At 57.6% G+C, this 23,369-nt stretch carries 17 protein-coding genes; 1 reads left to right on the forward strand and 16 read right to left on the reverse strand.

The genetic code is table 11. The features are described from left to right. Positions 1 to 59: 59 nt before the first annotated feature. The 16 genes from NTD86_RS22165 to leuC all read right to left on the reverse strand — a co-directional run bounded on the left by NTD86_RS22165 (position 60) and on the right by leuC (position 22,291). Positions 60 to 839, reverse strand: coding sequence for an SDR family oxidoreductase (locus NTD86_RS22165; protein ID WP_262205463.1), 780 nt, complete (start codon positions 837 to 839; stop codon positions 60 to 62). After that, entirely contained in the window at positions 836 to 2,047 is a 1,212-nt protein-coding gene (locus tag NTD86_RS22170) for an O-succinylhomoserine sulfhydrylase (RefSeq protein WP_262205464.1), read from the reverse strand. The genes NTD86_RS22165 and NTD86_RS22170 overlap by 4 nt, the downstream gene beginning before the upstream one ends. An 80-nt stretch (positions 2,048 to 2,127) precedes the next feature. Next, entirely contained in the window at positions 2,128 to 3,633 is a 1,506-nt protein-coding gene (gene purF, locus NTD86_RS22175) for an amidophosphoribosyltransferase (protein WP_262205465.1), read from the reverse strand. Between the two features lie 41 nt (positions 3,634 to 3,674). Beyond that, the gene (locus tag NTD86_RS22180; protein WP_262205466.1) at positions 3,675 to 4,232 is read right to left on the reverse strand and encodes a CvpA family protein; all 558 of its coding nucleotides are present in this window, start codon (positions 4,230 to 4,232) and stop codon (positions 3,675 to 3,677) included. A 106-nt stretch (positions 4,233 to 4,338) separates the two neighbouring features. Further along, positions 4,339 to 4,971 (reverse strand): SPOR domain-containing protein, encoded by a 633-nt coding sequence (locus NTD86_RS22185; protein ID WP_262205468.1) that lies wholly within the window; start codon positions 4,969 to 4,971, stop codon positions 4,339 to 4,341. Then, on the reverse strand, positions 4,955 to 6,262 hold the full coding sequence (gene folC / locus NTD86_RS22190; protein WP_262205469.1) for a bifunctional tetrahydrofolate synthase/dihydrofolate synthase: 1,308 nt from the start codon (positions 6,260 to 6,262) through the stop codon (positions 4,955 to 4,957). Before folC ends, NTD86_RS22185 begins: the two co-directional genes overlap by 17 nt. Beyond that, positions 6,259 to 7,179 carry an acetyl-CoA carboxylase, carboxyltransferase subunit beta gene (accD, locus tag NTD86_RS22195; RefSeq protein ID WP_262205471.1) on the reverse strand — a complete coding sequence of 307 codons (921 nt, stop codon included), beginning with the start codon at positions 7,177 to 7,179 and terminating at the stop codon, positions 6,259 to 6,261. The genes folC and accD overlap by 4 nt, the downstream gene beginning before the upstream one ends. A 272-nt stretch (positions 7,180 to 7,451) precedes the next feature. Continuing rightward, complete coding sequence (locus tag NTD86_RS22200) at positions 7,452 to 8,075, reverse strand: phosphoribosylanthranilate isomerase (protein WP_262205473.1); 624 nt, start codon at positions 8,073 to 8,075, stop codon at positions 7,452 to 7,454. Between the two features lie 63 nt (positions 8,076 to 8,138). Beyond that, positions 8,139 to 8,963 (reverse strand): tRNA pseudouridine(38-40) synthase TruA, encoded by an 825-nt coding sequence (truA, locus tag NTD86_RS22205; protein WP_262205575.1) that lies wholly within the window; start codon positions 8,961 to 8,963, stop codon positions 8,139 to 8,141. Positions 8,964 to 9,167: 204 nt separating this feature from the next. Further along, positions 9,168 to 11,624: a FimV/HubP family polar landmark protein gene (locus NTD86_RS22210; protein WP_262205474.1), complete on the reverse strand. Its 2,457-nt coding sequence runs from the start codon at positions 11,622 to 11,624 to the stop codon at positions 9,168 to 9,170. A 182-nt stretch (positions 11,625 to 11,806) separates the two neighbouring features. Then, complete coding sequence (locus NTD86_RS22215; protein ID WP_262205475.1) at positions 11,807 to 12,811, reverse strand: aspartate-semialdehyde dehydrogenase; 1,005 nt, start codon at positions 12,809 to 12,811, stop codon at positions 11,807 to 11,809. A gap of 125 nt (positions 12,812 to 12,936) precedes the next feature. Further along, entirely contained in the window at positions 12,937 to 17,607 is a 4,671-nt protein-coding gene (locus tag NTD86_RS22220; protein ID WP_262205477.1) for a dermonecrotic toxin domain-containing protein, read from the reverse strand. 180 nt (positions 17,608 to 17,787) lie between these two features. Then, entirely contained in the window at positions 17,788 to 18,900 is a 1,113-nt protein-coding gene (gene asd, locus NTD86_RS22225) for an aspartate-semialdehyde dehydrogenase (protein ID WP_262205478.1), read from the reverse strand. Between the two features lie 68 nt (positions 18,901 to 18,968). Beyond that, positions 18,969 to 20,051: a 3-isopropylmalate dehydrogenase gene (gene leuB / locus NTD86_RS22230; RefSeq protein ID WP_262205480.1), complete on the reverse strand. Its 1,083-nt coding sequence runs from the start codon at positions 20,049 to 20,051 to the stop codon at positions 18,969 to 18,971. Between the two features lie 166 nt (positions 20,052 to 20,217). Beyond that, positions 20,218 to 20,862 carry a 3-isopropylmalate dehydratase small subunit gene (gene leuD / locus NTD86_RS22235; protein WP_262205481.1) on the reverse strand — a complete coding sequence of 215 codons (645 nt, stop codon included), beginning with the start codon at positions 20,860 to 20,862 and terminating at the stop codon, positions 20,218 to 20,220. 10 nt (positions 20,863 to 20,872) lie between these two features. After that, positions 20,873 to 22,291: a 3-isopropylmalate dehydratase large subunit gene (leuC, locus tag NTD86_RS22240; protein WP_262205483.1), complete on the reverse strand. Its 1,419-nt coding sequence runs from the start codon at positions 22,289 to 22,291 to the stop codon at positions 20,873 to 20,875. A gap of 132 nt (positions 22,292 to 22,423) precedes the next feature. On the opposite strand from leuC, the gene NTD86_RS22245 reads away from it, so the two are divergent. Continuing rightward, complete coding sequence (locus NTD86_RS22245; RefSeq protein WP_262205484.1) at positions 22,424 to 23,317, forward strand: LysR family transcriptional regulator; 894 nt, start codon at positions 22,424 to 22,426, stop codon at positions 23,315 to 23,317. Positions 23,318 to 23,369 lie beyond the last annotated feature (52 nt).

Here is a 23,369-nt window from a genome sequence, read left to right on the forward strand (position 1 = left end):
GCCATAAAGCAAAAGCTCGGTTACAGCGCTTGTACTTTTACTTGCCGCTTGCAGCTGCCTCATCCCCCATAAATCATTTTCTTGCTCATGCCACCGTCGACCACAAACTCTTGGCCGGTGACAAATCCGGCATTGCGTGACAGCAGCCAGGCCACCATTGCCGCAACGTCTTCCACCGTCCCTACTCGACCGGCCGGGTGCTGCGCATGATCCTCGTCAGTTAACGGTTCTGCACGCCGCACCGCGGGGTCGCGCGCGTCGATCCAGCCAGGGCTGACAGCATTGACGCGAATTTCTGGCCCAAGACTAATGGCCAACGCGTGGGTCAAGGCAACCAGGCCGCCCTTGCTCGCCACGTAAGCCTCGGTGTCCGGCTCGGATTGACGGGCGCGGGTAGACGCCAGGTTGACGATCGAACCGCAGTGCGCGCGCAAGTACGGCGCACAGTGCTTGGCCAGCAGCATCGGCCCAGTCAAGTTGACGGCAATGACGCGGTTCCAATGCTCCAGGTCGAGGCTTTCAAGAGTCATATTGTGCGGATCGGCAATCGCGGCGTTAGAGACCAACGCATCGAGCCGACCGAACTGGCCGAGCACCTGTGCCACGCACTGGATCACGTCGGCTTCTACCGACACATCCATGGCCACGAACCAGGCGCGCTCGCCAAGCGCCTTCACAACCCTGGAGCCGCGCGCGCGATCAATGTCGGTCAGCACCACTTGCCAACCTTCACTGATCAACCACGCCGCAATCCCCAACCCAATGCCCCGCGCAGCACCTGTCACCAGCGCTACACGGCCATTGCCTTCAATCGGTTCCTGAAGCGCCCATTCGGTCACAGTACGGCCAAGCCTCTCGACAGGTCTGCTTGCAGGTCGACGACGTCTTCCAGGCCGACCGCGATGCGGATCAGGCTGTCACGAATGCCGGCCGCCTCACGCTCTTGTGGCGCCAGACGACCGTGGGAAGTGGTAGCCGGGTGGGTAATGGTGGTTTTGCTGTCACCCAGGTTAGCGGTGATCGAGATCAGGCGGGTGGCGTCGATAAAGCGCCAGGCGCCCTCTTTGCCCCCCTTGACCTCAAAGCTGACCACCGCGCCAAAGCCACGCTGCTGGCGCTGGGCCAAGGCATGCTGCGGATGGCTCTTGAGGCCCGCATAGTGGACTTTCTCGACTCCGTCCTGCTGCTCCAGCCACTCGGCCAGCGCGAGTGCACTGGCGCAGTGAGCGCGCATACGCAGGTTCAGGGTTTCCAGGCCCTTGAGGAAGATCCAGGCATTGAACGGGCTGAGGGTCGGCCCGGCAGTGCGCAAGAAGCCGACCACTTCTTTCATCAACTCGCCGCGCCCGGCAACCACACCCCCCATGCAGCGGCCCTGTCCATCAATGAACTTGGTGGCCGAATGCACAACAATATCGGCACCCAATTTGATCGGTTGCTGCAAGGCTGGGGTGCAGAAGCAGTTGTCGACCACCAGCATGGCGCCCTTGGCATGGGCAATCTCTGCCAGCGCACTGATATCGACCAGCTCGGCCAGCGGGTTGGACGGCGACTCGACAAATAGCAGTTTGGTGTTTGGCTTGATGGCCGCATCCCAGCCTTGCAGCTCGGCCAGCGGCACGTAATCTACTTCAATGCCGAAACGCTTGAAGTACTTCTCGAACAGGCTGATGGTCGAACCAAAGACGCTGCGCGAAACCAGAACGTGGTCTCCAGCGCTGCACAGGCTCATGACCACCGACAAGATGGCCGCCATGCCCGTGGCGGTGGCCACGGCCTGCTCCGCCCCTTCCAGTGCCGCGATACGCTCTTCGAACGCCCGCACCGTCGGGTTGGTGTAACGCGAATAAACGTTGCCTGCCACCTCACCCGAGAACCGCGCCGCCGCATCGGCCGCCGTACGGAACACGTAGCTGGAGGTCAGGAACATTGCATCACCGTGCTCGCCTTCTGGCGTACGGTGCTGGCCGGCACGCACAGCCAAGGTGTCGAACGCTACGCCCTCGAGGTCGCTGTCCAGCCGACCGGCATCCCAATCCTGACTCATGCTGCCCACTCCTTGCTTTGTATGAATTGCTTTGTGTTGGAACAATGCAAACCGGCCCCTCAGGGCCGGTGTGTTGAAGCTTAGTTGTTGTACAAGCCTATCGTTGCACCGACACCTTGAGCAATAACCTTGGATGCATCGTTGCGCTCGCGCTCGATACGGTCCAGGTAGTTCTCGTCAATGTCGCCAGTCACGTACTTGCCGTCGAACACTGCGCAATCGAATTTTTCGATCTTGATCTTGCCGCCGCCGACCGCTTCGATCAGGTCTGGCAGGTCTTGATAGATCAGCCAGTCAGCGCCGATCAGATCAGCCACGTCCTGGGTGGTGCGGTTGTGAGCGATCAGTTCATGGGCGCTTGGCATGTCGATGCCGTACACGTTCGGGTAGCGCACAGCCGGCGCCGCCGAGCAGAAGTAGACATTCTTGGCACCGGCTTCACGGGCCATCTGAATGATCTGCTTGCAGGTGGTGCCCCGCACGATCGAATCGTCAACCAGCATCACGTTCTTGCCACGGAACTCAAGTTCGATGGCGTTGAGCTTCTGGCGCACGGACTTTTTACGCGCAGCCTGGCCCGGCATGATGAAGGTACGGCCGATGTAACGGTTTTTCACGAAGCCTTCGCGGAACTTGACACCCAGGTGGTTCGCCAGCTCAAGCGCTGCAGTACGGCTGGTATCCGGGATCGGGATGACCACGTCGATGTCGTGGTCTGGACGCTCGCGCTGGATCTTCTCGGCCAGCTTCTCGCCCATGCGCAGACGCGCCTTATAGACCGAAACGCCATCGATGATCGAATCCGGGCGCGCCAGGTAGACGTGCTCGAAGATGCACGGGGTCAGTTGCGGGTTTACCGCGCACTGACGGGTGTGCAGTTGGCCGTCTTCGGTGATGTAGACCGCTTCACCCGGTGCCAGGTCGCGAATCAGGGTAAAGCCCAGCACGTCGAGCGATACGCTTTCAGAGGCGATCATGTACTCGACACCTTCATCGGTGTGACGCTGACCGAAGACGATCGGACGAATACCGTGCGGATCGCGGAAACCGACGATGCCGTAGCCGGTGATCATCGCCACAACGGCATAGCCACCACGGCAGCGGTTGTGCACGTCGGTGACGGCAGCGAAGACGTCTTCCTCGGTCGGCTGCAACTTGCCGCGCTGTGCCAGTTCGTGGGCAAAGACGTTGAGCAGTACTTCCGAATCGGAGTTGGTGTTGACGTGACGCAAGTCAGATTCGTAAATCTCCTTGGCCAATTGTTGAACGTTGGTCAGGTTGCCGTTGTGCGCCAGAGTGATGCCATAGGGCGAGTTGACGTAAAACGGCTGAGCCTCTGCTGAAGTCGAGCTACCTGCAGTCGGGTAACGCACGTGGCCAATGCCCACGTTACCGACCAGGCGCTGCATGTGGCGCTGTTGAAACACATCACGCACCAACCCGTTGTCCTTGCGCAGGAATAACCGGCCGTTATGGCTGGTTACAATACCGGCAGCATCCTGGCCGCGGTGCTGGAGGACGGTTAGCGCGTCATACAGCGCCTGATTGACGTTCGACTTACCGACGATACCGACGATGCCACACATGCGACGCAACCCCTACTTAATGGATCTGAACTGAACACCACTCACTTGGGCTGGATAGCCGGCGAGAGGTGTTCCTTGAACGGAATATCAGCAGGTACGCTGATACCGCTGGCCAACCATTGGCTACTCCACCCCAGAATGAGGTTTTTCGACCAATCGGCGACCAATAGAAATTGTGGCATGAGCCTGGACTCCTGCCACCACGAGTCTTGCTGCACCGGCCCCAGGCTCAATAGCCCGACCCCCACGACCACCAGCAGCGCACCACGCGCAGCGCCGAAGGCCATGCCGAGAAAACGATCGGTCCCGGACAACCCGGTGACGCGAATCAGTTCGCCGATAAGAAAGTTGATCATTGCGCCGACCAGCAAGGTGGCGACAAACATGATGGTGCACCCGGCGATGATGCGGGCGGAAGGTGTTTCGATGTATCCGGCGAGGTACTGGGACAGTGAACCTCCGAACATCCAGGCGACTACCCCGGCAATGATCCAGGTGCACAGCGACAGCGCCTCTTTAACGAAGCCGCGCTTCAAGCTGATCAAAGCGGAAATGGCGATGATTGCAACGATCGCCCAGTCAACCCAGGTAAATGGCACAGTTCAGTCTACAGACAGATGAGGCGGCGCATTTTAGCAGAGCGCCGCCTCTCAAGTCAGGCGATTTATCAGTGCATTGGCTATCAGATCCAACCTTTTTATGCGCTTAGCCACGCTCAGGCTGGAAGCGCACCACAAAACCCTTGAGATTCTGCTGTTTGTCGAGCACATCGCGCAGGCGATCAGCCTCTGCACGCTCCAGCAGCGGACCGACAAATACCCGATTCATCCCGCCCGAAGAACGCACATACGCGTTATAACCTTGATTGCGAAGGTTTTTTTGCAAAGTATCGGCACTTGCACGGTTCGACAAGCTGACCAATTGGATCGACCAACTGATTGGCAAACCGTTAGGGTCTAAACGCTTTTGCGTGGTATCGAGCTTGGCTGGCGGCTGCGCCACCGCCTGTGCCGGGGTAACGGCAGGTGGTTTGGGCGCTACTGCCGGCTTGCTCGCTACCGGTGCAGTCGGTGCAACCACCGGCTTTTGCGGAGCAACCACTTGCGGTTCAACCGGGGGTGCCGGCTCTTCGGCAATGGGCTGCGGCTCCGGGACGGGCACTGGCTCGACCTGAATCTGAGGCATGGCAGGCGCTTGCGGCGCTGGCGGTGCATCGACCTGAACCTGACGCTGCTCATCCTGACGCGAAAACAGCATCGGCAGAAAAATCACCGCCAGCGCGATCAGCACCAGCGCACCCACCATCCGTTGCTTGACGACCTTATCCAGCACAGCCATTTGCAGCCTCCTCCTTGGCACGCCGCTCCAGCCATTCAAGCGCCTGAGCGACACAATAAAATGAGCCGAACAGCAAAATCTCGTCCTGAGCCGTAGCGCGTTCGCACTGCGCCTCAAGTGCAGCATCCACGCTTTCAAAAGGGGTAACCGATGCCCCCAGACCTTGCAACGCGGCCTGCAACTCAACTGCAGGACGCGAACGCCCGGTGTTCAGGGGCGCCACCGCCCAATGCTCAACCACCGGAGTGAGTTGCGACACCACGGCATCCAGGTCCTTGTCAGCCAGCAAACCAAACACCGCCAGGCGCTTGCCAGCCGGTGGGCGTTGCTTCAAGCGTTTGAGCAAGTACTCAGCGGCATGGCCGTTATGCCCGACATCCAGTAGCAGGTTGAGTGTCTTGCCGTGCCAGTTGACCTGACGACGGTCCAGCCGCCCGGTTACCTGGGTCGCCTGCAGCGCCTCGGCAATCCGCTCAGGCTGCCACGGCCATTGCGTCAACGCATAAGCCTGCAGCGCCAACGCGGCGTTTTCCATTGGCAGATCCAGCAGCGGCAAGTCACGCAGCTCAAGCACTTGCCCCTGAGCATCTCGACCTTGCCAATGCCAAACTGTTTCAGCAACGCTCAAGCTGAAATCGCGTCCGCGCAGAAACAGCGGGCAATCCAGCTCCTTGGCCTTGTCGAGCAGCGGCTGAGGCGGGTCAAGATCACCACACAAGGCTGGCTTGTGCGGGCGGAAAATCCCGGCCTTTTCAAAAGCGACCGATTCCCGGGTATTACCCAAGTACTCCACGTGATCCACACCAATGCTGGTCACCAGCGCCATATCGGCATCGACCAGGTTGACCGCATCCAGCCGCCCTCCCAGGCCGACTTCAAGCACCACCACATCGAGTTGAGCACGCTCGAACAGCCAGAAAGCCGCCAGCGTGCCCATTTCGAAGTAGGTTAGCGATGTCTCGCCGCGGCCTGCATTCAGCGCTTCAAAGGCTTCGCACAATTGCTGGTCAGAGGCTTCTACACCGTCAATCTGCACGCGCTCGTTGTAGCGCAGCAGGTGCGGCGAGTTGTAGACCCCGACCTTGAGCCCTTGTGCTCGCAGCAGTGATGCTACAAATGCACAAGTCGAACCTTTACCGTTGGTGCCAGTGACCGTCACCACCCACGGCGCGGGCTTTTGCAAGCCCATGCGGTTCGTTACCTCTCGTGCGCGGTCCAACCCCATGTCGATGGCAGCCGGATGCAACTGTTCAAGATAGGCGAGCCACTCGCCGAGGGTGCGCTGGGTCATAGGTTTGCTGGTGCCGGTGGGACAACGACAGTTTCAACAGGCGCAGCCACGAACTCAGGTGTTGGCAGGCCCATCATTTGTGCAAGCAGATTGCCAAGGCGCGGACGCAATTCCTGACGGGAAACGATCAGGTCAATCGCACCGTGCTCCAGCAGGAATTCACTGCGCTGGAAGCCTTCTGGCAGTTTTTCACGAACGGTCTGCTCGATGACACGAGGACCGGCGAAACCGATCAATGCTTTTGGCTCAGCCACGATCACGTCACCCAGCATTGCCAGACTGGCAGAAACGCCGCCGTAAACCGGGTCGGTCAATACCGAGATAAACGGAATGCCTTCTTCGCGCAGACGCGCCAGCACCGCAGAGGTCTTGGCCATTTGCATCAGGGAAATCAGTGCTTCTTGCATCCGCGCACCGCCCGAAGCAGAGAAGCAGACCATCGGGCAGCGATTTTCCAGCGCGTAGTTGGCGGCGCGTACGAAACGCTCGCCGACGATGGCACCCATCGAGCCGCCCATGAAGTTGAATTCAAACGCCGAGACCACAATCGGCATGCCCAACAGCGTGCCGCTCATGGACACCAGGGCGTCTTTCTCGCCCGTCTGCTTTTGCGCGCCGACGATACGGTCCTTGTACTTTTTGCTGTCGCGGAATTTCAACCGGTCGACGGGCTCCAGATCAGCGCCCAACTCGTTGCGGCCTTCGGCGTCCAGGAAGATATTGATGCGTGCGCGTGCATCGATGCGCATGTGGTGATTGCACTTGGGGCAAACGTCCAGGGTCTTTTCCAGCTCTGGACGATAAAGCACAGCGTCACAAGACGGGCACTTGTGCCACAGGCCTTCAGGTACCGAGCTCTTTTTGACCTCGGAACGCATGATCGAAGGAATCAGCTTGTCTACCAACCAGTTGCTCATGCTTTTTTTTCTCCAGTACCGGCGACCTGAACACTGCTGTTCAGGCCCCGTGTATGCCCTTGAGCCAAATTCATTAGGTAAGCGGCGATGATTGTCCGGTCACAGCGGTCAGCCCATGGCAAACCAGCGAATTCCCTTGAACCCTCAGCCTTTGCGCCAACACGCTGCAAGCGGTTGGTGCTTTAATTTCTGCCCGTCATGCCACCGGGCCCGCCTGTATCACTCAGCGGTAATGATGGACGGTGGCAGGCTGCCAACCGTCACATCGAGTATCAGTTTGTTGCGCGTACTGCCTGCATAAAGGCACGAATCTTATCGTGATCCTTGATGCCTTTGCCCTTTTCCACTCCGCCACTGACATCCACAGCGTAAGGCTGTACCTGGGCAATGGCCTGCGCCACGTTTTCAACAGACAAGCCACCGGCCAAAATGATCGGCTTGCTTAAACCTTGAGGTATCAAAGACCAGTCAAACGCCTGCCCGGTTCCACCCGGCACGCCTTCAACGTAGGTATCGAGCAAAATCCCGCTGGCCGAGGCATACGCGTCACAGGCGGCAGCGATATCATCCCCGGCCTTGACCCTGAGGGCCTTGATGTAGGGCCGGTGATAGCCTTCGCACTGATCCGCGGTTTCATCGCCGTGAAACTGCAGCAAATCGAGCGGTACAGCCTCCAGCGTCTCATTGAGTTCACACGAACTGGCATTAACGAACAGGCCAACGGTAGTCACGAACGGCGGCAATGCCGCAATGATGGCCCGCGCCTGCGCAGCAGTTACCGCACGCGGGCTTTTGGCGTAAAACACAAAGCCAATCGCATCAGCGCCGGCGGCCACGGCGGCCAGTGCATCATCTATGCGGGTAATACCGCAGATCTTGCTGCGAACGGCTGGCATGTTAACGGCACCCCTTGGCTTAAGCGTGAAAGTGCCGGATGTTAACAAATGCTTACCCGGGCGTCAGCCGTCGAGTTCGTTAAAACCGGTCAAGAAATGTGGACCAATGTAACGCTCGGGCAACGGAAACTCGTCACGGTATTCCACTTGCACCAGATACAGGCCATAAGGGTGCGCCGTCACACCGCCAGAGCGACGTTCGCGACTTTCCAGTACCTCCTTGATCCATTCAACCGGACGCTCACCGGAGCCGATGGTCATCAGTACCCCGGCGATGTTGCGCACCATGTGATGCAAAAAGGCACTGGCACGAATATCCAGCACGATCATCCGCCCATGACGCGTCACGCGCAGGTGGTGCAGTTCTTTGATCGGCGATTTGGCCTGGCATTGCCCAGCACGAAAAGCGCTGAAGTCATGGACACCCAACAGATATTGCGCCGCTTGCGCCATGCGATCGACGTCCAGCGGGCGATGGTTCCAAGTGATTTCCTGATTAAGGTGCGCGGGGCGAATCTGATCGTTGTAGATGACATAGCGATAACGCCGGGCAATCGCCTTGAAGCGCGCATGGAAATGCGCGGGCATCACCTTGGCCCACGTGACACTGATGTCGTGAGGCAAATTGATATTCGCCCCCATGACCCACGCCTTCATTGAGCGCTCGGCCTGGGTATCGAAGTGCACAACCTGCCCGCAGGCATGCACCCCGGCGTCGGTGCGCCCAGCGCACATCAACGAAACCGGCGAGGCAGCGACTTTGGAAAGCGCATCTTCCAGGGTTTCCTGGACCGTCAGCACGCCATTGGCCTGACGTTGCCAGCCGCTATAGCGTGAGCCTTTGTATTCCACGCCCAGGGCGATTCGGGAAAAGCCTTCGGCGGCCATTTCGGCTGCCGGGTTATCTATATTTGCCAAGGAGTTACAGCCTGCTCATAAACGCAAAGGCGGCCATTATAAGGCGCACCCGCCAAGACGCCATGAATCAAATGACCGGCGCGAGCAAAATGAGCGTTGCAGGAGCGAGCTTGCCTCACGATCTTTTGATTTTTTTAAAAGATCGCAAGGCAAGCTCGCTCCTGCAGGGAGGGATCAGGCCAGACGGGACAGCAGTTCGATGGCCTCGGCCTGCTGCTCAGGGCTGCCCTCACCCATGACCTCCGTGAGGATGTCGCGCGCGCCTTCGTCGTCGCCCATGTCGATATAAGCCTGCGCCAGATCAAGTTTGGTCGCAGCTTCGTCGGCACCCGACAGGAAGTCGAACTCGGGTTCTTCATCTGCTCCTGCAACCGTCTGGGCAAACGGCTCGGCCATGGCAGGCTCTTCCAGACTCTGGGACAAACGCTGCAGTTCAGCATTAACTTTGTCCAACTCTATCGAGAAGCTGTCGGGCGCTTCCGGCGCTTCCGGCGCTTGCGGTACAACTGGCGCTTCTTCTGCCAGCGACAAATCGAAGTCATCCGGCAGGTCGAGGTCAAAGTCAGTGGGTTTATCCAACGCCGATTGCGTTTCAGCCTGCTGCTTGAGCACCGCATCGAAACTCTGCTCGTGCTCAGAGGCCAGTTTGGCGGCGCTCTGATCAGGTGACAGCTGAGTCGGCGAAGCGGCCTCAAGATCATCCAGGCTCAGGTCAAAGTCGTGATCAAACTCTTCATCCGGCGGCGTCACCACGGGCGTCGGTTTGAGTTGCGGCTCAGGCTCGACCACACGATCGTCGCGCATCATCTCCCTGACGAAATCAGCCTGGAATTGCGAAGCAACCGCTGCGGCGACGATGCCGGCAGCCACTGCCGCCATGGCGGGATAGCGAAGTTTGAGCTGCGCCACTTCAGCGTAGTTTTTACCATTGGCTACCAACTGGCGCTCTTGAGCGATAAAGGCTTCACGCTCACCCAACTCGCCATACACCTGCATCAGCTTCAAACGCAGGTCGCTGCGCTGTGGCGCGTGACTGACCGCGCCTTCAAGCAGACCGGCAGCTTCGTGAAACTGCTGCTGTTGGATCAAGCGCTCAGCTTCAACCAGCACTTCAGCGCCGGAGATGTCCGGCGCCGCAACGGGCGCAACCACAGGTGTAGGTGCAGGAGCCGGTGCAGGCGGCACGGGGGATGGTGTCGGGGCAGCGTCCAGCTTCACGCTCGGCGGTGGAACCTCAATGCCCTCGAAGCTGCTCTGCGGCAGGTCGAAGTCTGCCGCAAAGTCAGGTTCTTCTTCTTCGAGTGCCCGCGCCATACGTGCATGACGCTCAGCCGCTTGCTGAGCCTTGCGCCGACGAACCAGAAGGAGCAACAAGAGCAGCAGCAACAAGACCGCTGCGCCGCCTGCCGCCACCGTCAGAAGCGGGCTGGCGAGCAGGTCCTGGAGCTTGCGTTCGTCGCTGGGGGTAGCGCCCTGCGGTGCGGGCGCCACGGCTGTCGCCGCCGCGCCTTCGGTTGCCGGTGCAATATCGTCTTCCGGAGTATCGGCCGCCTCACCGACCAGATGGGCAGGCAGTGCAGCCCCCGCATCAAGCGGCGTGGCCGCCTCACCTTGCAGCTTGGCCAATTGGTTGTTTTTAAGCTCGATCAGGCGTTGCAGCTTGTCGACCTGGCTTTGCAGGTCTTTTACCCGACTTTGCAACTCGGCACTTTCACGACGGCTGGTGTCCAGGCTTTCCTGGGTCATGGCCAGCTTGTCATTGATATTCTTGGCGTCCCCGCCGGCGCCCTTACCCGCCTGCCCTGCCACAAGGCTCAAACCATCTTTGGTCTGGGTCTTGGCCACAGGTGTTGCCTGCGGGGTGCGGGCAGTGGCGTCCAGTTGCTGCGCTCGAGGCGCCGTACGCCGACCACTGCGCCAGTCCGCATTCTGCGACGCCACTTCGGCGACCGCCTTGGACTGAGACAACTCCACGCTTTGCGCTGCATTCGGTAAACGCAGCACCTGTCCGGTTTTGAGTCGGTTGATGTTGCCACCAATAAAGGCATCCGGATTGAGCGCCTGAATCGCCAACATGGTTTGTTGAACCGAGCCGCCGTTACGCGCCTTAGCGGCAATTTCCCACAACGTGTCTCGAGACGAGGTGGTGTATTGCCCCGCCTCTGCGCCTGGCGCAGCGGCAGCAGTCGCCACTGATGTGGCCGCAGCTGCCGCGGCGGTTTGTGGCGAGTACTTGGCCGGGTCCAGCAACACACTGTAGTCGCGCATCAAGCGGCCGTTCGGCCACATGACTTGCACCAGAAATTTTACAAAGGGTTCAGACAACGGCTGGCTGGAAGTCACTCGCAGCACACTCTTGCCATTGGCATTGATCACCGGGGTAAAGCGCAGGTCATTCAGATAGTCCGGGCGCGGAACCCCGGCCTTGCTGAATTCATCTGCCGGGGCCAGACTCGGCACCACTTCGGCGGCGTTCAGGTCCTTGACGTCCAACAACTCGATCTCAGCCAGCAGCGGCTGGTTCTGCGCCGACTTCAGGGTCAGCTCGCCGAGCCCAAGCGCCTGTGCCATACCGGATGACAGCGCCGAAGCGGCGGCTATTGCTAACACTAATTTGCGAACCTGAACCATAGCCTCTTCCTTATTGGTACAGGCCTCGTCCTACGGGACCTGTAAGCTGCTGCCTGACGACGCTTGCGCGGCTGTAATCTACCCGCGTACTGCCTCATTGAATCTGTAAGCCCTGACAGCAGCCTGACTGCGACACAGGCTCTGAAGTCCTGCTAAAAAGCGACGCCAAGTATCTTTTACAGTTAGCCTTTTATCAACAACTCAGCCAGTTGCACGGCATTCAATGCAGCACCTTTGCGTACGTTATCTGACGTCAGCCACAGATTAAGTTCACTGCTGTCGTCAACACCGTGGCGAACGCGACCGACATACACTACATCCTGGCCAACTGCATCGCCCACCGCAGTCGGGTAATCGTCAGCATCAACCAGCTCGACCCCCTCAGCTCCCTCAAGGGCTGCATTCACCGCCGCCAGGTCAACCGGCGCAGCCAGCTGAAGCGACACACTATAGCTATCGCCAAAAAACACCGGAGCTTGAATGCACGTCACTGCAACTTTCAGATCCGGTTTCCCCAGTACAGCACGCAATTGGGTGACCAGCTGTTTTTCCAGCGGTACATGCCCCTGCGCGTCTGGCTTGCCGACCTGGGCCAGCAGGTTGAATGCCATCTGCCGGTCAAAGAATTGGGTTTCCAGCGGGTGCATATTCAGCAACGAGGTGGTTTGACGGGCCAGTTCAGACACAGCCTCGCGCCCCTGAGCTGATACCGCAAGGCACGCGGTGACCGTAACGCGCTGCAGGTCAAGTACCTCACGCAAAGGCGCCAACACCACCGCCAGAGCGGTAGCCGATGGGCTTGGGCTGCTGACCTGAAACGGTTGCTCCAGGCCATCCAGGATCTGCGCATTGCACTCGGGCACCACCAACGGGGCTTGATCGCCGGGCAATGCACCCGACAAGTCGATCACACTGCAACCGGCTGCACGAGCCTTGGCGGCGAAGCTCAGGGTCACCGCCGGGCCGGCAGCAAAAAAGACCAGGCGGGCTTTGCTGAAGTCGAATTCGTCGACCTCACGCACTCTGACGTTTTTCCCTCGAAAGGGCACCGAACTGCCGGCCGATTCGACACTGGCCAGCAGATGCAGGTTGGCGACCGGGAAGTCGCGCTCCTCAAGTATCTGCACCAGTGTTTCGCCGACAGTGCCGGTGGCGCCGACGACGGCGATATCAAAGGACTGGTTCATTGATCTACCTCAGGCGAAACGTGGGGAGGCGCACTTTAACTGCCCGGCGCAAGCCAGGCAATTAAAGCGATAGCGGTGTGACGCCATCACCTTACAACTGCGTGGCAGTCGAATGCTGCCTTGTATTAATGATTATCAAGGGGCAAAAACCAGCGCTTAACAAGCTCGCTGCCGATCACACCGTAATAAACATTGACCGTGGCCTGGGGGCTATTCGATTTGTTGAGCAGCGAGTAATAGCTTTCTCTACGTTGGGATTTGAGCTTCAAATGGGCCACGCCGTAGTTTTCCTTAGGCGTATCCGCTGCAGCATAGTGAATGTGGGCATACCAGATCGGGAAACCATTCTTGTCATTGATCGCGTATTCCTGAATGAAGTCCTTACGCTCGCCGGCCAGTTTTATCCGTTTGCCCAACCCTGCAATCTGTACACGGTCCTGATCAAGCAGGTACTGAAGGTTGCCGTGAGTGGGCGGTAATTCAAGGCTTAACTGGATGCGTAGCTCTTTACCTTTATCGGCCAGACGCGCGGCCCCATTGCGCAGGCCATCGACCAAATTCAGATCTGACTGCATAACTGCGTCCAGAATTTGAGCATCGATGGCTTTGCTGAGCTCTGTTGCCAAGTGATTGAGGCGATCTGCCTCATATTGAAGAACTTCTTCGACTTCCTGCGGGTATCGGGAAGTTTTTTTATATTCCTCTGCCCTGCGCAGATTCATGTCGAGGTCGGCGTAGCGTTTGCGAGCCTCACCCTTGAGGATATTGAGTGGCCGCGTGGCGGAGGGAGCCTTAGGCGCAGCTACTTTTATTTCGTCCCATACTTCACCGTGCTCTGAATAAGTACCAAGTAGTTGATCATTTTCTTCAGAGCGAACTTCGACTACCTCAATGGGCCACTCCCCTCCTGCGGGTATCAGCTTGCCAATCAACCGTCCGCTATTGCGGGTTTTAATAATTCGTTTGGGGGTATTCGATGGAGGTGCACGGTGGGGTTTGAGCGGCAATTTCGCCCCCTTGCCACTTGGCTTAATCTCGGCAGCCATTTTTGTTATGACGTCTTGGTAAAGGCCATCCAGCATTGTGACGATTTTGTTGAAGAAGACGCTATCCAATTCATCCGCACTGATAATACCCAGGCCTCGCAAGGCATCCAGAGATTGAGCATAGGAATCGACAAGGCTACTCAATACTTCCAGGCTTTCGCCGCTGCCGAAATCAAACGTATTGAGCTCCGCATGGGTACTGATAAGTTTTCTCACCGGCGTGACGAGGGCCTCCAGAGTTTCTACCAACGCGGTATTAAGGTGCCACTCTTTAACACTGGGTTTTATCAACCAGTTCAAATATGAATTTTTAATGGGAATATCAAAAAAATCCACGTTTGCCTTTTCAAGACTCACGTTTTCGAGAGAATTTTCATAGCGCTGCATGCCCGCCTCATCCAGACGGTCCAAAAAACGAGTTCGAAGTTCAAGCGTGGCAAGCATCTTTTCATAGATTTCTATATAGGCCTTCATGATCTGATCAGACCGTAGATTGCCAGAGCTGCCCGGCAACTCAAATATTCTATTGGGAACCCCCTTCAAGTCATGATCATAAATGACCATAAGATGATTACACTCAGTGGCCAGCGCCAATATACGGCCATCAATATCGTATTTCTTTACATCGGGAAAAAGGTTCTTGAACTCATCGAGATTCGCCAGCAACAGCAGGTATGAGTCGATCATCTGCTGAGTGGCACTTTCGGCTTTACGGCGATACACACTGCGTTGTTCTTCGGTAAAACGCGGATCTTTTTCAGCGCGCTCCATCACGGATATCGAGATCTGGAATGCTGCGTTCATCTTCGGCGTTTCATCGTTTAGCCTTATCCACTGGGCTAGCATCTCCTCTCTTCGCGCTTCTTTTTCTTGGCGCAAAGCCTGCAATCGGGCCTTCGGCATACCGCCAGACAAGCGCAGCCGCAAATCCAGTGACCAGCGCCCGTCCCCACTGGACTTCAAATAGGGGCCCAAATGATTGCTGTCTGCAGGGTCAACAATCACGACGCCTTCGGACAACACACTGATCTCATATAACGCGCCATCAACCAAGGCATGCCATTTATTGTTAATCACATACAGCCCCTTACGCGGGACATCGGCACTTGGGTTGTGCAAGACAGGCAGCGGCATTTGAGCGGGCTTATTGACCTGGAAACGCGACAGCAACTTTCTTTGACTGGGCGTTAACCAATTTTGGGAACTGGCAAAACTGAAGTCCAGAGGCGAGCTCTGTGTATCGGGCAACTCGCCTGGAAATGCAACAGCGCCCGCGCTCACTTGCGCAGACGGCAGCTCCGGCCACCGCTCAGCACTGCGCGCAGGCGCCCGAGGTTTCACCACCTGCTGCCGGACCCCAGAGGCCAACGATGGGCGCGCAGGAACCGACGCAGAGGGTGGCAACAACACCATGACCAGATTAAGCAGTAGATCGACCAAGGCGAGCTCGCGAGTGATTGGATCTTCACTGTTGAGTGCCGGGATATCCTTGATGGCTGCCAGCAACATGACCGATAACCCAACAGTGAGCAGAGTAGGCACACTCAAAAAAGGCAACAGCACGAGGTTGAAAATCAGATTGGTTCGTTCACGCAACACACCCCAGCGACTCTCGGTGTTGGATACAGAGTCACTTTCGGCCTGACTCACCAGCGCACTGGCATTACTGTTATACAGAAACTGCAATAACTTGCCGTTATGCAAATATTGCAACAACTCGTCGCTGACACCATCGACGGACAGCGTGGCAGGCAGCGGCACGTCTATAGGCGCGAACTCGCTGCCCAGCCCAAACCGCACGTAATGGGGCTCCTGAAAGCCGCCATTGTCGTATATCGGGCGAGCGGCATTGTTCAGCCAGACCAGGACACTGGTTTGCAGCTCTCCCGGCCGGGCAATAGCCTCCAGAAGTGCGGCACGCGTGGGAAACTCATGCAGCGATTGATGATAGAACGGCCGGTATAACAGGTGCGGGCCGACACTCATATCAGCCTGTTCAATGATGAACATATTGTTGACTACATCCGGGTCTGCCCCAGGCTTGCGTACCATTGCCAGATGCCGAATAACCACCGGTGCACCATCGACCTGACGGTCGACAGTATTGCTCTGCATCAAGGCCGCTACGTAGCGCGCCCCCCGAGGGGTGAGGCCGTTTTCTTTCTTGAGACTGAGTTCCAGCGCCTGCAAGGGCAAATACGCGCCGATTTGGTCAGCGAACAGTTGCTCACGCATGCGCACATCACTCGTCGCGCCCAACAGTAAACTCTTGAGTCTCTCTGGATATACCTTGCCAATGTCCGCCCGTTCAATCAGTCCATTGCTGCTGATGATGTAAAAGGGCGTCAGCCAAACAGGCAATGCCATGCCGTGTAAATGCGTCAGACTCAACACTCCCTGTGGCCGCCCCACCAGATTTTTGAGTGCAAGATCGGTCAGGCTCATGACCACCTTTTCGGTAACGGGGATCGCATTGGGAAAACCAGCTGCGGAAAAGAATGTCAACTCTATGTGGTCAGGGTTAAACGCCTCGACAGGGACATGACGGGAAGAATCAGGCTCCAGCCGCTGCTGGTCCAGCTGCATTTGCTGCGACAAGACATCGGCAGCAAATGAGCGAATATCGGCAATACCGCTCAGGAAGGTTCGGCCTTGGCTGCTTTTCTTGGCCCGAGCCAAGGCCAAGCTGTAGTGGCGGTACTGGGCCTTTTCGGCGGCAGATGCCTGCCTCAACCAATCAGGTAAGTGAGCCTTGAAATCCCTGACCTCGGGGGCATCCTTCGCAGACACGGTGAGCATGTACTGCGCAGGGTCACTGAGGGCAAGACACACCGTTTGCAATGCCTCAACTCCAACACGCGAAGGCAATTCCAGTGCGCCGAGGTGCTCCAGTTGCCTGCCCAGTATGATCGCGGATTGAGCGTCGAAGACATTGCCCTCGAGTTCGTAACGCTTGATACGGATTTCATCAGCCAAATAGGCTGATCCCATGCGCTGCCCACCGTATTCAATGAGCGCGTCGACGGTGGGAAAAGGCTTGATCGTGCCATTGGGTTCACATATTAGAACTTGATTGGCACGCACCAGCACGATGGATGAAGACAGCCGGGCACTTTTGAGTTGTTCACCCATGAGGGTGGATTCCAGGCAATAAACCTGTGTGCAGTCTTCACCGTATTGGATTATTCGCCCTTCCCGTTCAGGGCATAGAATCACTTGGTTCACGGTTTCACGAGCCAAGTCACTCAGACCTTCTTGACGGATCAAAGCAATGCTCAGTGCATCCTTGAGCACATCGCTGAACCAGCGCCAGCGGCTGACACCCGTATCTGCCTGGCCGGACCAATATTCAGCCAGCGCATCTTGAAAGCCGATAGGCACTGTCCAGGTCAAGTCCCTTACCAGGGTCTCTATGACCTTCATATCAATCAGATCAGGCTGCAGCCAATTAGGCGCCTCATCGCATAGATAATAGGGCTGACCATCGATCATCTCGACATTCAATGCATTGCCGTTGGCCAGATAATCCATAACCCGTGCCACAAACGGCTGCAATCCCCAGCCACCGCCCGCCACGGGCACGGCCAGCCGGGTACGCGACAAGTCAATTTCAAGGGTGGGGTATTTTTGTGATAACGCCGCAGCAAGCAGTTGCCGGGTGACACCTTCCAAGGTCGGACGACCGGCAAACTGTGCCCTGACAGCATTTACCGTTGAAGCGGATGTGAGAGACGGGGTGGGAGTTGACATACAAAGTCCTCGTTAAATGGTGATCAATCGTGTAACCGATCACGCATTTACGCCCGGACGCTGCAAGGCAAGGTGTTAGATGGATATATCCGCCGCGGCATAGCTGAGACAGCATTTAAAACGCACAAAAAAACCGTGCTTCTTTGTACAAAGCACGGTTTTTTGTAATGCATCAGCGAATCAACGCTCCAGCAGAATCCGCAGCATGCGGCGCAACGGCTCGGCCGCACCCCACAGCAATTGGTCGCCCACGGTGAATGCACCAAGGAACTGCGAACCCATGTTCAGCTTGCGCAGACGGCCAACCGGCACATTCAGGGTGCCTGTCACTTTGGTCGGGCTCAGCTCTTGCATGCTGATTTCACGCTGGTTCGGCACCAGTTTGACCCAAGGGTTGTGCTGGCTGATCAAGTCTTCGATGTCCGCAATCGGTACATCCTTGTTCAACTTGATGGTCAACGCCTGGCTGTGGCAACGCATGGCGCCGATACGCACGCAGATACCGTCTACAGGAACCGGGTTCTTGAAACGACCCAGGATCTTGTTGGTTTCAGCTTGCGCTTTCCACTCTTCGCGGCTCTGGCCGTTTGGCAGCTCTTTGTCGATCCACGGGATCAAGCTGCCCGCCAATGGCACGCCGAAGTTCTCAGTCGGGTAAGCGTCACTGCGCATGGCTTCTGCTACACGACGGTCGATATCGAGAATCGCGCTCGCCGGGTCAGCCAGTTGATCGGCCACTGCCGCGTGGGTCGCGCCCATCTGCTTGATCAGTTCACGCATGTTCTGCGCACCGGCGCCAGAGGCGGCCTGATACGTCATGGCGCTCATCCATTCAACCAGACCGGCTTCGAACAGACCGCCCAGCCCCATCAGCATCAGGCTGACGGTGCAGTTGCCGCCGATGTAGTTCTTGGTACCGGCATCCAGCTGCTGGTCGATGACCTTGCGGTTGACCGGATCGAGAATAATGACCGCGTCATCCTGCATGCGCAGGCTGGACGCCGCATCGATCCAGTAACCTTGCCAACCCGCCTCACGCAGCTTTGGGAACACCTCATTGGTGTAGTCGCCGCCCTGGCAGGTCAGAATCACATCGAGGGTTTTTAACTCTTCAATGCTGTAAGCATCCTTCAGCGGGGCAATGTCCTTGCCCACGGAAGGACCCTGCCCACCGACATTGGAGGTAGTGAAAAACACCGGCTCAATAAGATCGAAATCCTGCTCTTCCAGCATCCGCTGCATGAGCACGGAACCGACCATACCGCGCCAACCGACAAGACCTACACGTTTCATCGCAACTACACCTTTAACAAAAAGTGGGGTCGTTACTTCCACCAACAGGAAGTAACGGGCCCGAGAGATTACAGATTCTGTAGCGCCGCGACTACTGCATCGCCCATTTCCTGTGTACCGACCTTGGTGCAACCAGCCGACCAGATGTCACCAGTACGCAGACCTTGATCCAGAACCAGGCTCACAGCTTGCTCGATGGCGTCGGCAGCAACCTGCTGGTTGAAGCTGTAACGCAGCATCATCGACACCGACAAAATGGTCGCCAATGGGTTGGCAATGCCCTGCCCGGCGATGTCTGGCGCAGAACCGTGGCACGGCTCGTACATGCCTTTGTTGTGAGCATCCAGGGAAGCCGACGGCAACATGCCGATCGAACCGGTAAGCATCGACGCTTCGTCAGACAGGATGTCGCCGAACATGTTGTCGGTCACGATCACGTCAAACTGCTTGGGCGCACGCACCAGTTGCATGGCCGCGTTATCGACATACATGTGGCTCAGTTCAACGTCCGGATAGTCCTTGGCCACTTGCTCGACCACTTCGCGCCACAGCTGGCTGGAGGCCAACACGTTGGCTTTGTCGACCGAGCACAGCTTTTTACCACGCACACGGGCCATGTCAAAACCGACGCGGGCAATGCGGCGAATTTCGCTTTCGCTGTACGGCAGCGTGTCATACGACTGACGCTCGCCGTTTTCCAGCTCACGGGTGCCACGCGGTGCGCCGAAGTAAATACCGCCGGTCAGCTCACGAACGATCAGAATGTCCAGGCCCGAAACGATTTGCGGTTTGAGACTCGAGGCATCTGCCAACTGCGGGTACAGAATCGCCGGGCGCAGGTTACCGAACAGGCCCAGTTGTGAACGGATCTTCAGCAGACCGCGCTCAGGACGGATGTCACGCTCGATGGTGTCCCATTTCGGGCCGCCCACAGCGCCCAGCAACACAGCGTCAGCAACACGGGCACGCTCCAGGGTCTCGTCGGCCAGCGGCACGCCGTGCTTGTCGATGGCTGCGCCGCCGATCACGTCGTGGGTCAACTCAAAATCGAGCTGAAACTTGTCATTGGCCAGCTCAAGCACTTTTACCGCTTGAGCCATGATTTCTGGACCAATACCGTCGCCTGGGAGAATCAGAATCTGCTTGCTCATGTGTTCCTCTGTCTTGTCGGTTGATGCCCCCGTGGGCGCATCCTGAAAATTTCAAACAACCACTGCGGGAGCGAGCTTGCTCGCGATTCTGGCGCCTGGACCCAAGACTCGAACCCAGTGCGCCATCGCGAGCAAGCCCGCCCCCATCCTTCAACCAATACGCTGATCAAGCGTCGCGGAATAACCAGGGCTGGCTTGCGCGGTGCTTGCTTTCATAGGCAGCAATTGCATCGCTGTCCTGCAAGGTCAAGCCGATGTCATCCAGGCCGTTGAGCAGGCAGTGCTTGCGGAAGGCGTCAATCTCGAAGCTCAACACTTTGCCGTCCGGACGGGTCACGGTCTGGGCTTGAAGGTCGATGTCGAGCTGATAACCCGGCTCGGCTTCGATCTGCTCAAACAGCTCGTCCACTTCGGCATCGCTCAAAATAATCGGCAACAGGCCGTTCTTGAAGCTGTTATTGAAGAAGATGTCGGCATAGCTAGGCGCGATGATACTGCGAAAACCGTACTCTTCCAGCGCCCATGGCGCGTGTTCACGGCTGGAGCCGCAACCAAAGTTTTCACGGGCCAGCAACACGCTGGCGCCCTGATAACGCTCGGCGTTGAGTACAAAGTCTTTGTTCAACGGGCGCTTGGAGTTGTCCTGGTAAGGCTGGCCCACGTCCAGGTAACGCCATTCATCAAACAGGTTCGGGCCAAAGCCGGTGCGCTTGATCGACTTCAAGAACTGCTTGGGAATGATCTGGTCGGTGTCGACGTTGGCGCGATCCAAAGGTGCGACAAGCCCGGTGTGCTGGGTAAAAGCTTTCATGCGGCCCTCCTTAAATCAATTCACGGACGTCGACAAAACGACCGTTTACAGCAGCGGCAGCGGCCATGGCCGGGCTCACCAAGTGGGTACGACCACCGGCGCCCTGACGACCTTCGAAGTTACGGTTGGAGGTCGAGGCACAGTGCTCGCCCGACTCCAGGCGGTCCGGGTTCATCGCCAGACACATCGAGCAGCCCGGCTCACGCCATTCAAAACCGGCTTCCAGGAAGATCTTGTCCAGACCTTCGGACTCCGCCTGCGCTTTAACCAACCCAGAGCCTGGCACCACGATCGCCTGCTTGATGGTCGAAGCCACTTTACGGCCCTTGGCAATGACTGCCGCAGCGCGCAAGTCTTCGATCCGTGAGTTGGTGCACGAACCAATGAATACGCGGTCGAGCTGAATATCGGTGATCGCCTGATTGGCGCTCAAGCCCATGTACTTCAACGCACGTTCAATCGAGCCACGCTTGACCAAGTCAGCTTCCTGCGCTGGGTCCGGCACATTCTGGTCCACAGCCAGGACCATTTCCGGCGAAGTGCCCCAGCTCACCTGCGGCTTGATCTGCGCCGCATCCAGCTCAACCACGGTGTCGAACTGCGCATCAGGGTCGGACACCAGGTCCTTCCAGGCTTCAACCGCCAAGTCCCACTCAGCGCCTTTGGGGGCAAACGGACGGCCTTTGACGTAAGCCACGGTCTTCTCGTCAGCCGCCACCAACCCCACACGGGCACCGGCTTCGATGGACATGTTGCAAATGGTCATGCGGCCCTCGACCGAGAGATCGCGAATCGCGCTACCCGCAAACTCAATGGCGTGGCCATTGCCGCCGGCGGTGCCGATCTTGCCAATCACGGCCAGGACAATGTCTTTGGCGGTCACGCCGAACGGCAATTGCCCCTCGACCGACACCAGCATGTTCTTCATTTTTTTGGCGACCAGACACTGTGTGGCGAGCACGTGCTCGACCTCGGAGGTGCCGATACCGTGTGCCAAAGCGCCAAATGCACCGTGAGTCGAGGTGTGCGAGTCACCGCAAACCACCGTCATGCCCGGCAAGGTTGCGCCTTGCTCCGGGCCGATCACGTGAACAATGCCCTGACGAACGTCGTTCATCTTGAATTCGGTGATGCCGTACTCGTCACAGTTGTCGTCGAGGGTCTGCACCTGCAAACGAGACACCTGGTCAGCAATCGCCTCGATCCCGCCCTTGCGCTCTGGCGTGGTCGGTACGTTGTGGTCCGGGGTCGCGATGTTGGCATCGATGCGCCATGGCTTGCGCCCAGCCAGACGCAGGCCTTCAAAGGCTTGCGGCGACGTCACTTCGTGAATGATATGGCGGTCGATGTAGATCAGCGCCGAACCATCGTCGCGCTGTTTGACCAAATGCGAATCCCAGAGCTTGTCGTAGAGCGTTTTGCCGGCCATCAGACGGTTTCCTCATCAGCTTCTTTCTATGCCAATAACCACTTGGCTTGTGAGGTCGATGCTATGAGGTTACAGTGAATAACTCAAATTCATATTTTTCATGCTTTGGATAACCGAAAGGAATTCACACAGATGGACCTCGCGAATCTCAACGCTTTCATCGCCATTGCAGAAACCGGAAGCTTCTCCGGCGCCGCCGAACGGTTGTTTTTAACCCAGCCGGCAATCAGCAAACGCATCGCCAGCATTGAGCAGCAACTCAAGCTGCGGCTGTTTGATCGGCTGGGCCGCGAGGTGAGTTTGACCGAGGCTGGCCGGGCGTTGCTGCCGCGCGCCTATCAGATTCTCAACGTCCTGGATGACACCCGTCGGGCATTGAACAACCTCAATGGCGAGGTCAGCGGGCGCCTGACTCTGGCCACCAGCCATCACATCGGCCTGCACCGCTTGCCGCCTTTGTTACGTGAGTTCACTCGCAGGTACCCCAAGGTAGCGCTGGATATTCAGTTCCTGGATTCAGAAGTTGCCTACGAAGAAATTTTGCACGGTCGCGCCGAACTGGCCGTTATCACCCTCGCGCCAGAACCTCACTCGCTGATACGGGCCGTACCGGTGTGGAACGACCCGCTGGATTTCGTGGTCGCGCACGAACACAGTCTCACCCAGCAGGCAGCCGTCAGCCTGTCGGATATTGCACTGCATCCGGCGGTGTTTCCGGGGGGTAATACGTTCACCCACCATATCGTGCAGCGCCTATTCGAAGCTCAGGGCCTAACACCCAATATCGCCATGAGCACCAACTACCTTGAAACAATCAAAATGATGGTGTCCATTGGCCTGGCCTGGAGTGTGTTGCCGCGCACCATGCTCGACGAACAAGTGGCCTCGATTGCCTTGCCGGGCATACAACTGACACGTCAGCTAGGCTATATCGTGCACACCGAAAGAACGTTATCGAACGCCGCGCATGCGTTCATGACGCTACTGGATACCCAGGTCGACACGCTGCACACTGAGCAACCCTGAAAACACGGGTTCAGGCATGGATTTTTTCAAGATTCTCAGCCCAAGGACTGCG

Origin of the sequence: Pseudomonas sp. 7P_10.2_Bac1, assembly GCF_025465935.1 — a bacterium.
Lineage (GTDB): Bacteria > Pseudomonadota > Gammaproteobacteria > Pseudomonadales > Pseudomonadaceae > Aquipseudomonas.